Genomic DNA, 12,632 nt, shown 5'->3' with positions numbered 1-12,632 from the left:
TTGTGAATTTATTTACGCGTGATTACGTGTGTGGAGTTTGAAACAGGTAAGAAGGATCGAAGGACCATGCAACATTCGTTTATGGCAACGTTAGCTGCAGAATTTATTGGCACTGCTATTCTTATGATTTTCGGAAACGGTGCTGTTGCAAACGTTGAATTAAAAAATACTAAAGGACACCATGCTGGCTGGCTTAATATTGCTATGGGCTACGGTTTTGGTGTGATGTTCCCAGTTCTTATGTTTGGCGGAATTTCCGGCGCGCATATCAATCCTGCTATGACAATTGCGCAAGCTGTAAACGGCATGTTCCCGTGGGCTAATGTTGCGCCTTACATTGTCGCTCAGCTTTTGGGTGCGTTGGTTGGCCAGCTTATTGTGTACGTAACTTATTTGCCGCACTACAACGAAACTGAGGAGCCAGAAGCAATTCTTGGCACTTTCTGCACCACAGACGCATATAACAACAAGCTTAACTACTTCCTTAACGAATTCTTCGGTACTCTTGTGCTTGTTTTGGCTGCTCTTTGCTGCCTTACTTCTCCATGGGGCGAGAAGAATTTGGCTGGCGCTTCGATCGTAGTTGGCTTCGTTGTTTGGGGCTTGGTGACTTCTATGGGTGGCCCAACTGGTCCTGCTTTGAACCCTGCTCGAGACCTTATGCCACGTTTGCTTCACGCAATTTTGCCAATTCCGCACAAGGGTTCTTCGCGCTGGGGTGAAGCGTGGATTCCAGTTATTGCTCCTATTGCCGGCGCAATCTTGGGAGTGGTTATGTATAAGTCATTATTTGCATAAAACATTGCTTTTAACTGTGATTGATTGCGGTTGATTGCGGTTGATTGTGGTTTATTGCGATTGTAAGAAGCGCGTAATGCTAGTATGAATGCGTTACGCGCTTTTTATTTTGCAAGTTTATGCTTTGCAAACTTGTGCTTATTAAGAAAGATATTGGAAAAGATTTTAAGAAAGATTTTAAGAAAGACGAAATCATGTTTTCGAAGTCAACTATTGCAATTGGTCGTTTTGCGCCGACTCCTTCCGGGCGTATGCATATTGGCAATATGGTAGCAATGTTGGCTGCTTGGCTTTCTGCAAAATCGCAGGGCGGCTACATGCTTTTGCGTTTGGAAGATCTTGATATTGCGCGAATGCCGAAGGATGCTAGCGCGCGAGTTATTGACGACTTGAAATGGGCTGGGCTTGATTGGGTTGGAGAACCTACTTATCAGCATAAGCGCACTGCAATCTACCAAGAAGCTCTCGAATCGCTAGAATCCTTGCAAGACGAAGACGGAAATTCGTTAATCTACCCTTGTTTTTGCTCGCGTTCCGATATTCGTGCAATCGCAGCTCCGCAAGAAGGCGACGGTTTTATACGCTACCCGGGTACGTGCAGAAATCTGCGCAAAACTGCGCAAGGTTTGGCGCAAATCGAAAAGCGTTTGCAAAATAATAAGCAACATTCCTTAAGGCTTGCTGTGCCGCCTGCTGATTCGCTGCAAGCAAATGTGAGTTTTGAAGACGCGATTTTTGGTGCGCAATCTTTTAATATTGATCGCGATTTGGGAGATATGGTGATTCGCCGCGCGGATGGCGTTTTTTCTTATCAGCTTGCTGTTGTTGTTGACGATGTTTTGAGCGGAGTAAATGATATTGTGCGCGGCCGCGATTTGCTGCGTTCTGCAGCGTTGCAGATTTGGATTGGTGAGTTGCTTGAAAAATCGGGATTTTTTGCGGCTCACGGCGTGCATTATGTGCGTCCGCAATTTGCGCATTTGCCGCTAATTGACAACGCACAAGGCGAGAGGCTTGCAAAAAGTAAGCATTCGCTAGACGTCGGTGCTCTTCGTGAAGCTGGCTGGAGCGCTGAGAGCATGATTGGATATTGTATGTATCTTCTGGGATACAAAAAACCTGGTCAAAATCAACCGGTAGATATGAGTGCAAACAATGCTCTTGCGTTGTTTGAAAGCGATGACACGCCGTGGGGTTCTGTTCGCGCAAACCTAGCCGACAAATCCGTGCCTTTCCTCGACTAAACTATGTATTTAGACTGAGAAAAGGAAGGGTTGAAATGAAATTTAGTGAATTGAGTAAAGAAGAGCAAAAAGATCTTGCGGAATATGGCGAGATTATTTCAAAAGAAATGGAAGCAAAATCGGAACCAGATCCAGGAGATCCAACTTTGGATTCTCGCTGGGATCCATCTCGTGAATTGACCAGATTAAATTATCGCCGTCACGCAATTGAAAAAGAGATAAGTGACGTTGTATACAAAAGCCGCAAAAATGGTCAGTCGTGGAATACAATAGGTCGCGCACTTGGAGTTACTGCAGAAGCTGCACGTCGTAAATATAGTGATAAAATTCCTCAATTAGTGTGACTGTTTTTACGATATATAGATTGGGGCAATAAATGGCATATATGACGCAAAAAGATTTAGCGAATACTGAGGTTGATTGTGTTCGTGCGCGTCAAATTGCCGACGGCGTGCACAGTGTGCAAGACGCCATTGTTCAAGCCGAATCGCATTATGGTCGCAAAGCTGAGTCGGTTACACTGCTTGCCGCAACTAAAACGCGAGATGTTGGCGAAATCATGGCAGTGCTCAGAGCAGGAGTGCGAGTAATTGGGGAAAATCGCCCACAAGAAATCGTTGCAAAAGCCGAGATTTTACGCGCACAAGCTGCTAGAGAAGGTTTAAGCGTTGGTGTGAACGGCGAAATTCCGCTCTACTTAATAGGTCAGCTGCAAAGCAATAAAATAAACAAAGTCTTGCCGCTTGCAAATGGTATTCAGTCGGTTGACGGCATTGAACTTGCGCAAAAAATATCTGCTCGCGCGCAAAATTTGGGACTTTGCACAGACGTTATGTTGGAAGTGAATGTTTCGGGAGAATCTACAAAATCCGGGTGCGCTTCCGAACGCGCGATTGACGAAGCTCTCGCTATATCTAGCCTGCCTGCGCTTAATTTGCACGGATTTATGACACTTGGAGCGCGCGTGGATGATGAAAAAATAGTGAGAAGTGGTTTCGCAAAATTGCGAGAAATTAGAGATTGTGTGAGTGAACAACTCGCGCAAGATCATGATGAAAACTCTGCAAAATTAGAGCTTTCGATGGGAATGTCCGGCGATTTTGCGTGGGCGATTGCCGAAGGTTCAACAATGGTTAGAATCGGTTCGGCAATCTTTGGCCCACGCGCATTTGTGTAGTTTTAAGTCAAATCGATGATTTTAGTTACGCATGCACAATCACATTGCGCAGCGAGCCAATACCATCTACGTGTACAATCGCTTCGTCACCAGCGCGTAAAGTTCCAGCCGGGTATGGAGTTCCCGTCAAAATTACGTCTCCTGGAAGAAGCGTTGAGAAGCTTGAAATTGCAGCAATTTGCTCTGGAATACTGTGAATAAGTCGAGCTGTAGTGCCGTCAGCTTCCGGCACATTTTCGCCATTAAGCGTAAACGAAATATGTGCATCGCGCCAATTTAGCTCGGTTGTAATCCAAGGTCCAAGTGGGCAAGAAGTGTCGAAACCTTTTGCGCGCGTCCACATTGGGTCGCTACCTGCGCAATCTCGCAAAGTTACGTCGTTTACGCAAGTAAAGCCAAAAACGTAATTCATTGCGGTATCTACTGTCACATTTTTGGCGATTTTGCCCATAACAACTGCCACTTCTGGCTCAAAATTCATGTCGTTTGAGCAAGCAGGAATCACAATTGGATCGTCTGGACCAATTACAGAAGTGCTCGGCTTTGTAAAAATCACCATATCTGCGGCAGTATGCGAAGAAGCCGCAGGAGAAGTAGCGCGCTCGTCATCGGAACGAGTATCGTAATTTTTTGCCAATCCGTACACTTTTGACGGAATCACAGGCACAAGTAAGCGCACGCCATCGGCATCCAACGCGTAACGTTTACCAGTTGGCTTAACTCCTTGCGGGCTTAAAGGATGCCCTTCAAGCGCTACTAAATAATCTTTACCGTCGGTTTCATCTTTTTGGACGAAAGCGTATTGCGGAACTTCATTATACGAAAAACGTGCAATTCTCATGTTTTTAAGATTACGACATATTTACTACTTAATTAAATCTTACGTACTCCTTAACTAAACTTGATTGCTGCTTAATTAAGTTATTTGCGTAAATTATTTGCGATTGAAAGTTCTTGAAAACAAAACTTGAGTCTAGTACACTCAAGTTTTAGGAATAAAGTTATAGGAAAATCTGTTATACGTATCAGATACATGAAAGTGAAAGCTCGTTAGAAATCGAAAGTGTCGTCAAAAAGCTTGAAATTGCAACGAGAGTTGCAATAAAGGTTGCAACAAAAGTTGCAGCGATTTGACTTAACTGAAATGTGTTTTAGAGCTTTCGTGGAAATGAGGTAGATATGGAACAAAAGTTTACAACCTTAGCGCAAGACGCATTAAGCGATGCTGTGCAAAGCGCGGCTGCAGCTGGCAATGCGCAAGTTGACACTTTGCATTTGGCGGATGCCTTACTTCGCCAAGAGCAAGGCGTAGTGCGCGCGCTTATTGCGCAAACGGGGGCAGATGCGCAACAAATCGGTGCTGAAATTCGTAAAGCATTAGTGGCATTGCCTTCATCTACTGGCTCAACTACAACTAAGCCAGATGCAAGTCGTCAGCTTTTGGCTGCACTAAGTCAAGCCGAAAAAGAAATGCGCTCAATGGGAGACGAATACGTTTCTACGGAGCACATGCTTATTGGCATAGTTGCAAGCTCGCCGAATGCAGTTGCGGATATTTTCAAAAAGTACAACGTTTCTGCAGACGCGTTGCGAAAAGCTGTGCCAACTGTACGTGGAGGCGCAAAAGTGACAAGCCCAGACGCGGAAGGCAACTACAAAGCGCTCGAAAAGTATTCTGTTGATATGACTGCGCGCGCTCGCGAAGGAAAGCTTGATCCTGTTATTGGTCGCGATCAGGAAATTCGTCGCGTGATTCAGATTCTTTCTCGCCGCACGAAGAACAATCCTGTGCTAATTGGCGAGCCGGGCGTTGGTAAAACGGCAGTTGTAGAAGGATTGGCTCAGCGAATCGTTGCAGGAGATGTGCCTACGACTTTGCAAAACAAGCGTCTTATCAGTCTCGATTTGGCTTCGATGGTTGCAGGTTCGAAGTATCGCGGCGAGTTTGAGGAACGCTTGAAGGCAGTGTTGAAGGAAATTCAGCAATCAGACGGTCAAATTATTACGTTTATTGACGAAATTCACACTGTTGTTGGCGCAGGATCTGCAGAAGGTTCAATGGATGCTGGCAATATGCTTAAGCCAATGCTTGCGCGCGGTGAGCTGCGCTTGGTTGGTGCAACTACGCTTAACGAGTATCGTGAGCATATTGAAAAGGATTCGGCACTTGAGCGCAGATTCCAGCAAGTATTCGTTGGCGAGCCATCTGTTGAAGATACGGTGACGATTTTGCGTGGACTTAAGCAACGTTACGAAGCGCACCACAAGGTGACTATTAGTGACGATGCAATCGTAGCTGCAGCAACGCTTTCAAACCGCTATATTACCGGCAGACAGCTTCCAGATAAGGCGATTGATTTGGTGGATGAAGCGGCAGCTCACTTGCGTATGGAGCTTGATTCTCAGCCAGAAGAAATCGACGAATTGCAGCGCAAAGTTACGCGTCTTGAAATGGAAGAAATGCAATTAAAGAAAGCGGAAGATGCTGCTGCACGCGAACGTTTAGAAAAGTTGCAGGAAGAATTAGCAAACTCGCGCGAAAAGCTTTCTGGATTGAAAGCGCGTTGGGATGCGGAAAAGGCTGGCCATAACAAGGTTGGTGATTTGCGAGCGCAACTCGATGCTAAGCGCGTAGAAGCTGACAAATTTACGCGCGAAGGCAATTTGGAGCAAGCAAGCCGTATTTTGTATGGCGAAATTCCAAGCATCCAAAAAGCTTTGGAAGAAGCGGAGTCTGAGGCTGCTAACGCTAAGAGTGAAGCGAAAGAGCCGATGGTTCCAGACCAGGTTGATGCTGATTCTATTGCAGGAGTTGTTAGCGAATGGACTGGCATTCCTGTTGGTCGCTTGATGCAAGGCGAAAATGAGAAGCTACTCAACATGGAAAAGGAGCTTTCTAAGCGCGTTGTTGGTCAAAGCGAAGCAATTCAGGCTATAGCGGATGCTGTGCGCAGAAGCCGCGCTGGAATTGCAGACCCGAATCGCCCAACTGGTTCGTTCCTATTCTTGGGTCCTACTGGCGTTGGTAAGACGGAGCTTGCAAAGGCTCTTGCCGACTTCCTGTTTGACGACGAGCGCGCAATGGTTCGCATTGATATGAGCGAGTACATGGAAAAGGCTTCCGTTTCGCGTCTAATCGGTGCTGCTCCTGGTTACATTGGCTACGAGGAAGGCGGTCAGCTTACTGAAGCTGTGCGTAGGCGTCCGTATTCTGTAGTGCTTTTTGACGAAGTTGAGAAGGCTCATCCAGAAGTATTCGACGTTTTGTTGCAGGTTTTGGATGATGGTCGTTTGACTGATGGTCAGGGTAGAACGGTTGATTTTACGAATACGATTTTGATTATGACATCAAACTTGGGTTCGCAATTCCTTGTGCAAGAGGGCTTGGACGATACTGCTAAGCGCAAGGCTGTTATGAACGCTGTTCACGCTGAGTTTAAGCCAGAGTTCATCAACCGTTTGGATGAGCTTGTTATGTTCCATCCGTTGAGCCGCGAAGAGCTTGGTGGAATTGTGGATATTCAAGTTCGTCAAGTGGCTGCACGCTTGAGTGATCGCCGTATTAGCTTGGATGTGAGTGATTCTGCTCGCGCTTGGCTTGCGGAGCATGGCTACGATCCAGTTTATGGTGCTCGTCCGTTGCGCAGATTGGTTCAAACGGAAATTGGCGATCAACTTGCGCGATTGCTGCTTTCTGGAAAGGTGCATGATGGCGCTCGCGTAGTTGCGGATTGTGAGAATACTAGCGACCATGTAACTCTCAAGATTGCGTAGTTCCTGCATTCTTCAATGTAGTCAAATAATGTAGTCAAATCGAACAAAGCGTGCTGTTTATTGGATTATTTTCCAGTATGCAGCGCGCTATTTTTGTATTAGATAATGCACGTGTCTAATTATGTTTTAAAAGTCAACTCAATAGTGTTTAATAGAACGTATGTTCGATAATATTGTGATGCTTGTTTTAATGGTGGTTGCTGTAGCAATAACCGCCATTGTTGTGCTGGCTATTGTTAAGCACAACTCTGGAACGCAAGGCGCTAATGGCGTAAGTCAACGCGAATTTAACGAATTGCGCTCGCAGTATGAACAAGCTCGCGCTCAAGCGCAAGAAAATGGCAATCAGGCTATACGATATCGCACACAAGCAGAGCAGCTTGCTGAGCGATTGAAATTTGTGGAGTCTGAGCTGTTAAAAGCGCAGCAAGCAGAACAATTGCGAGTGAATCGCGAAGAACAATTGCGTGCAGAGCGAGAAGAACGTGAACGGTTAAATCGTGAAAAAACTTTGAAAGAGCAAGGTAAAGTCTTGGAAGCGCTTGCTCCAGTAAAAGACAATCTTGAAGCTCTGAAGAATAAAGTTTCGCAGATTGAAGAAGGACGCAAGCAAGAAATGGGTGTGCTGAGCACTCAGCTTAAAGGCTTAAGTGAGCAGCAAACAAGGCTTGACCGCGAAACAAGTTCGCTTTCTGCAGCATTGCGAAATAACAAGGTCCGCGGAGCTTGGGGTGAGGCTCAGCTAAAGAATATTGTGGAATCCGCAGGCTTGCTTGAACATGTTGATTTTGATACGCAGGTTGTTGTGACTGGAGTAAATGGTGAGCAGCAGAGGCCGGATATGGTTGTGCATCTGCCGGGAGGCAAAACAATTCCAGTTGATGCAAAAGTTCCGTATGCGGATTATCAGCGTGCTTGCGAAATACCAGATAATGCAAGTGACGAAGAATTGGCTAGAAGGAGTGAGCTTCTAAAAGCGCACGCTAAGGCTTTGCGAGAACACGTTAGAGTATTGGGAGCTAAAGCATATTGGCAGGCTTTTGAAACAGCACCAGACTTTGTAGTTGCATTTATTCCAAACGAAGCATTGCTTCAGGCAGCTCTTGAGGCGGACCCAACGCTTATGGATGATGCTTTTGCGCAAAAAGTAGCACTCACTTCTCCAGTTACTTTGTGGGCTGTGCTTAAGTCTGTTGCGTACGCATGGCAGCAGCAAAGTCTTACAGATGATGCAAAAGAACTTTTCGATTTATCTCGAGAATTGTATGATCGCTTTGCAGTTCTTGGAGAAAATGCTTCAAAACTTGGCGTATCTTTGGCAAGAACGGTTGCAGCTTACAATAAGTTTGCTTCTTCGCTTGAGTCGCGAGTGTTGGTAACAGCGCGTAAACTTCAGAAGTTAGATCAAAGTAAAGTTATTGCTTCAATAGATCTTATAGATTCTGATAAAGCTGATGTTAAAGAGCTGAGCGCTCCGGAAGTATCAGTAGAAGATCGTTAAGCATAAAAACATCAAAGCATCAAAAATTGAAGAACTCTAAACGCTAAGGAGTGTAATAATGACGGAATTACAAGAGGAACGCGCGGAACTTAAGCGCATGCTTTGTGCAGATATGAGTGCGAAACCATTTAGCGAACTGTTTTCTGTTACTTTTGCTCAGCGCGGCTCCAAGTTGGTTGGTGATGTTCTTTTTGATGCAATTGAGAAAGCTGGGTATTCGTTAGAACGCGATGTTGACGCTATTGGTGCGTTAACTGCTGCTGCAGTGCCGATGGTTTTTGCGCTTATTCATGCTGCAGAACGTAAAGGAATTGCACTCGACGGCTTCGTTATGGATTTTGTTTTCCCTGCAACAAAAGGTCCGTCTGTTAAAGGCAAGCGAGTATTGTTACTTGACTCTTGGCTTTCTGAAAAATCGTATGTTCAAACTTCTTCGCTTGTGACTTTACGACACGGCAATGAATTAAGTCTTGATTTTGGCATTGTTAATCAGCAAGGCGCGCAAATTCTTGCTATAGTTGCATTAATTGGTGGTGTTGACGCCGACGAACAAGGCACAAGGCATCTTCAATTAGTAAATCCAATAAGTGAGGAGAGTACTAAAATGGCATTTGTTCAAGCTTTCGATGAAGAAGAATTACGTGCAGATGCAGATCACGACGATTGCTGCAACGACAACTGCTGTGGCGGTCATTGCGAGGTTAAATGCACAGGAGATTGCAAGCATGATGGTTGCACTGAGCCTTGCTGTGAAGATAATTGCTGCGGTGGTCATTGCAAAGTAGAGTGCACTGGTGATTGTGCTCATGATGGTTGCACTGAGCCATGCTGTGAAGATAATTGCTGCGGTGGTCATTGCGAAGTAGAGTGCACGGGTGATTGCGCTCATGATGGTTGCACTGAGCCGTGCTGTGAAGATAACTGCTGCGGTGGTCACTGCAAGTCAGGTTGCACAGGCGATTGCGCAACTGACGGCTGCCAAGACTAGCTGCAATTACTAGCTGCCAATACTAAGAAAAAGTATTAAACGGAGCAAAACTCACACATGCACGAACCGAATCCAATTACTTTGGCTGCAAAAGCTTCCGATGAGCCAGAATTCCGACCTATAGGAGTTGGCCCATGGGAAGACGAGCATCCAGGTGAACCTCGTCCAGATAATCCAGAATCGCCAAATTATGATGCGCGGTTTAGCACTGAATTACTAGACGAAGGCGACCAGCGTAACGTTTTAGACCGTTACCGGTACTGGAAAGTAGAGGCCATAAAAGCGGATCTCGATTCTAAAGGCCGCCATGAGTTTGAAGTAGCTGTAGAAAATTGGACTCACGATTTCAACATAGGCTCTATGGTTCGCACTGCAAACGCGTTTACTGCGAAAAAAGTGTATATCGTAGGGCCTCATAAATGGAATCGCAAAGGCTCGTTAATGACTGAGCTTTACCAATACGTTGAATGCTGCCCAACTATTGAAACTCTAGTAACTAATTGGCGCGAAAATATGCTTAAAGAAGCAGAAGAAGCGCATCAACTTTTGCTTAAAGCACAAGCAGAAGGCAATAAAGAAGCCGAAAAAATCGCAAATATTAAGGAACAAGACGCTAAAAACGCGCGCGTTATAGCGCTCGATATTATTCCAGGCGCTGTTGCTATGGAAAACTACAAGTTCCCTAAACGTTGCCTTATGCTTTTTGGTGCAGAAGGTCCAGGCCTTTCCAAAAAAGCGTTAGAAATGGCGGATGACGTTGTTTATATTTCGCAATTCGGCTCTGTTCGCTCGCTAAACGCAGGAGCAGCTGCGGCTGTTTCCATGCACGCGTGGATTGCACAACATGCAGCACCAAATTGCTGATACAAGCTACAAACAGGCGAATATAAACAAACAATCGCAAACAAACAATCGCATTACAAAACGCAGCAGCCTGTACTCATAAACGCTTACATTTAATGTGTATTTTTTTTTATTTGTGATACTGTTAAGCTATGTTAGAATTCCAACATATTACAAAGCGTTTCGGCGCAAAAACAGCGCTTAACGACGTTTCTTTCGTCGCTGAAGACGGCAAAGTCACGGGCTTTTTAGGCCCTAATGGCGCTGGTAAATCTACCACAATGCGTTGCGCATTAAACCTTATTCATGCAAATAGCGGCACTTCTCTTATTGACGGCAAACCTTACGCAAAAATTGCCTCTCCAATGACGGAAGTTGGCGCAGTTCTTGACGCAAAGTCTGCTCACAGAGGTCGAACGGCGTACAATCACTTGTACTCGCTGGCTTTAACTCACGGAATATCAAAAAAGCGCGTTGACGAAGTGATTGATATCACGGGATTATCAAGTGTAAAAACTCGCAAAGCAGGTTCGTTCTCGCTCGGTATGAGCCAGCGTCTTTCGATTGCGGCGGCACTTTTAGCAGATCCGCACAATCTTATTTTGGACGAGCCAATTAACGGTTTGGATCCAGAAGGCGTTAAGTGGGTTCGCGAATTGTGCAAGTATTACGCAAGCGAAGGCAGAGCAATACTACTTAGTTCGCACTTAATGAGCGAAGTTGCGCTAACTGCAGATAACTTAGTTATTATTGCGCATGGCGAAATTTTGGAACGTACAACAGTTCAAGATTTTGTTGACGCACATTCGCAGCACGCTGTGCGACTTGTGACTCCAGAAGGCGAAAAACTAAAGTCTGTGCTTGCTCAGAATAATCCTGAATGCAAGATTGTGACTGATACTCGTACTCCTCAAGACGTTCAAGAAGGCGAGCTTTTTAGAATAACAGGATGCGAGCTCAACCAGATTGCGCGCGAAATTGCAGATAATCAAATTCTGGTATATCAGCTAAATCAAGAGCACGCTTCGCTTGAGGAAGCGTATTTGACTCTTACGCACGGCCAGGAGCAGTACGTAACAAAAGCATTGCCAAATACTACTGCTGCAACTGGAACGCAATATGTAGATGGAAGGAGCGCAAAATGAGTGGGCAAATTGAACAAGCTGTTGAATATCCGGCGAGCAATTCTTACAAAACAGGCCGCAGCATGAACGCTCAGCACTTACGCCTTACATTTATGCACACGCTTAAATCTGAAATTGTTAAGCTGCGCGGACTTGCGTCTACGTGGTGGTGCATGGCATTAACAATTGTTTTGCCAGTAATTTTTAGTTTTATTATCGCGCTTGTGCAGAAAGCAATGTCTAAAGTTGACGTTAATAACAATGGTGCAGCTGGTAGCAAATCAAGTGCTGCGATTACTGTTGGACCGAGCGATAAAAGTGACCTTATTGCATCTCAAGAAGGCATTTTCCGCTTAGTTATTAGTTTTGCTTCTATATCTTTGATTGTTTTGGCGATTTTTGCAGTGCTTGCTGTAACCGCGGAACATTCTACGACTTCAATTCAGGCTTCTCTTACGGCTGTACCTAAAAGGGGTATGTTCTTTACTGCTAAGTTTATTGCTGTTGCAATCTACGTTTTTGTAGCCCAACTTATTGCAATGACAGTTTCTTTAGCTGCTGCAGAATTAGCTTTTATGGGAGATAACATTTCCGGATTATCTGGAAGCAACGTGTGGAAATTGCCGCTTATGCTGCTTCTTGGATCTCCTGCAATCATGGTTGTTGTGGCAGCAATGGCCTATGGTTTCGGCATGATTTGCAAGTCAACTGCTGGCGGAATTATGTGCGTTATTGGAGCCGTGATGATTCTGCAGGCAATTGTTAGCATTATTATGCTTGCAAGCAATTTTGCGAAGTGGACTTCAATACTTATTCAGATTTTGCCAGGCAATGCTGTAAGCCAATTCTTAGGTGCATCCGCTAATTCTGGGCCGCAACTTCCGCCAAACGCATATGTTTTTACATGGTGGCAGTCCGGTCTAGTGGTTCTTGCTTGGGCTGTAGTTATGTACGCAATTGGCTACGTAATTGAAAAGCATCGCGATATTTAAAATATCTAAATAATATTTCGCAAATAAAATAAATAATACAAATAAAATAAGGGCTTTATCTCGTAACTGGCTACAAGATAAAGCCCTTTGTTGTATTCACTTATATTTAATTATCAATTATTTATTAAGTTATCTTTATTAAGTTATATTTATTAAGTTATATTTATTAAATTATCTTTTTAAATTATTTT

11 protein-coding genes are annotated in these 12,632 nt (G+C 44.7%); 10 read left to right on the top strand and 1 reads right to left on the bottom strand.

The window, feature by feature from the left end:
* Window positions 1–66: 66 nt before the first annotated feature.
* The 4 genes from ACTJLE_RS00380 (at window position 67) to ACTJLE_RS00365 (ending at window position 3,219) form a co-directional block, all read left to right on the top strand.
* Window positions 67–798, top strand: a complete 732-nt coding sequence (locus ACTJLE_RS00380; protein WP_481267094.1) for an MIP/aquaporin family protein — start codon at window positions 67–69, stop codon at window positions 796–798.
* A gap of 194 nt (window positions 799–992) precedes the next feature.
* The gene (locus ACTJLE_RS00375) at window positions 993–2,042 is read left to right on the top strand and encodes a glutamyl-Q tRNA(Asp) synthetase (protein WP_481267093.1); all 1,050 of its coding nucleotides are present in this window, start codon (window positions 993–995) and stop codon (window positions 2,040–2,042) included.
* 35 nt (window positions 2,043–2,077) lie between these two features.
* Window positions 2,078–2,386 carry a hypothetical protein gene (locus ACTJLE_RS00370; protein WP_481266952.1) on the top strand — a complete coding sequence of 103 codons (309 nt, stop codon included), beginning with the start codon at window positions 2,078–2,080 and terminating at the stop codon, window positions 2,384–2,386.
* 32 nt (window positions 2,387–2,418) lie between these two features.
* A complete protein-coding gene (locus ACTJLE_RS00365; RefSeq protein ID WP_481266951.1) occupies window positions 2,419–3,219 on the top strand; it encodes a YggS family pyridoxal phosphate-dependent enzyme in 801 nt (266 codons plus the stop codon).
* Window positions 3,220–3,244: 25 nt separating this feature from the next.
* Here ACTJLE_RS00365 and ACTJLE_RS00360 read toward each other — a convergent pair whose 3' ends face one another.
* Entirely contained in the window at window positions 3,245–4,060 is an 816-nt protein-coding gene (locus ACTJLE_RS00360) for a fumarylacetoacetate hydrolase family protein (RefSeq protein ID WP_481266950.1), read from the bottom strand.
* Between the two features lie 338 nt (window positions 4,061–4,398).
* Between ACTJLE_RS00360 and clpB the strand changes: the two genes are divergently transcribed.
* The 6 genes from clpB to ACTJLE_RS00330 all read left to right on the top strand — a co-directional run bounded on the left by clpB (window position 4,399) and on the right by ACTJLE_RS00330 (window position 12,441).
* Window positions 4,399–6,993 (top strand): ATP-dependent chaperone ClpB, encoded by a 2,595-nt coding sequence (gene clpB / locus ACTJLE_RS00355; RefSeq protein ID WP_481266949.1) that lies wholly within the window; start codon window positions 4,399–4,401, stop codon window positions 6,991–6,993.
* 160 nt (window positions 6,994–7,153) lie between these two features.
* On the top strand, window positions 7,154–8,494 hold the full coding sequence (locus ACTJLE_RS00350) for a DNA recombination protein RmuC (RefSeq protein ID WP_481266948.1): 1,341 nt from the start codon (window positions 7,154–7,156) through the stop codon (window positions 8,492–8,494).
* A gap of 58 nt (window positions 8,495–8,552) precedes the next feature.
* Window positions 8,553–9,482 (top strand): hypothetical protein, encoded by a 930-nt coding sequence (locus tag ACTJLE_RS00345; protein WP_481266947.1) that lies wholly within the window; start codon window positions 8,553–8,555, stop codon window positions 9,480–9,482.
* Between the two features lie 57 nt (window positions 9,483–9,539).
* Complete coding sequence (locus tag ACTJLE_RS00340; protein ID WP_004114127.1) at window positions 9,540–10,346, top strand: TrmH family RNA methyltransferase; 807 nt, start codon at window positions 9,540–9,542, stop codon at window positions 10,344–10,346.
* A gap of 131 nt (window positions 10,347–10,477) precedes the next feature.
* On the top strand, window positions 10,478–11,470 hold the full coding sequence (locus ACTJLE_RS00335) for an ATP-binding cassette domain-containing protein (RefSeq protein WP_481266946.1): 993 nt from the start codon (window positions 10,478–10,480) through the stop codon (window positions 11,468–11,470).
* Window positions 11,467–12,441: an ABC-2 transporter permease gene (locus tag ACTJLE_RS00330; protein WP_481266945.1), complete on the top strand. Its 975-nt coding sequence runs from the start codon at window positions 11,467–11,469 to the stop codon at window positions 12,439–12,441. Before ACTJLE_RS00335 ends, ACTJLE_RS00330 begins: the two co-directional genes overlap by 4 nt.
* The last annotated feature ends 191 nt before the right edge of the window (window positions 12,442–12,632 follow it).

Source organism: Gardnerella sp. CCPDSM (assembly GCF_056754715.1).
Note: the sequence above shows the minus strand (reverse complement) of the source record. Positions and strands in the feature narration are given on the sequence as shown.

What these genes read in the sequence shown, in the direction of transcription:
- ACTJLE_RS00380 (WP_481267094.1), top strand. Translation starts at nt 67, where the DNA reads ATGCAACATTCGTTTATGGCAACGTTAGCTGCAGAATTTATTGGCACT.
- ACTJLE_RS00375 (WP_481267093.1), top strand. Translation starts at nt 993, where the DNA reads ATGTTTTCGAAGTCAACTATTGCAATTGGTCGTTTTGCGCCGACTCCT.
- ACTJLE_RS00370 (WP_481266952.1), top strand. Translation starts at nt 2,078, where the DNA reads ATGAAATTTAGTGAATTGAGTAAAGAAGAGCAAAAAGATCTTGCGGAA.
- ACTJLE_RS00365 (WP_481266951.1), top strand. Translation starts at nt 2,419, where the DNA reads ATGGCATATATGACGCAAAAAGATTTAGCGAATACTGAGGTTGATTGT.
- ACTJLE_RS00360 (WP_481266950.1), bottom strand. Translation starts at nt 4,060, where the DNA reads ATGAGAATTGCACGTTTTTCGTATAATGAAGTTCCGCAATACGCTTTC.
- clpB (WP_481266949.1), top strand. Translation starts at nt 4,399, where the DNA reads ATGGAACAAAAGTTTACAACCTTAGCGCAAGACGCATTAAGCGATGCT.
- ACTJLE_RS00350 (WP_481266948.1), top strand. Translation starts at nt 7,154, where the DNA reads ATGTTCGATAATATTGTGATGCTTGTTTTAATGGTGGTTGCTGTAGCA.
- ACTJLE_RS00345 (WP_481266947.1), top strand. Translation starts at nt 8,553, where the DNA reads ATGACGGAATTACAAGAGGAACGCGCGGAACTTAAGCGCATGCTTTGT.
- ACTJLE_RS00340 (WP_004114127.1), top strand. Translation starts at nt 9,540, where the DNA reads ATGCACGAACCGAATCCAATTACTTTGGCTGCAAAAGCTTCCGATGAG.
- ACTJLE_RS00335 (WP_481266946.1), top strand. Translation starts at nt 10,478, where the DNA reads ATGTTAGAATTCCAACATATTACAAAGCGTTTCGGCGCAAAAACAGCG.
- ACTJLE_RS00330 (WP_481266945.1), top strand. Translation starts at nt 11,467, where the DNA reads ATGAGTGGGCAAATTGAACAAGCTGTTGAATATCCGGCGAGCAATTCT.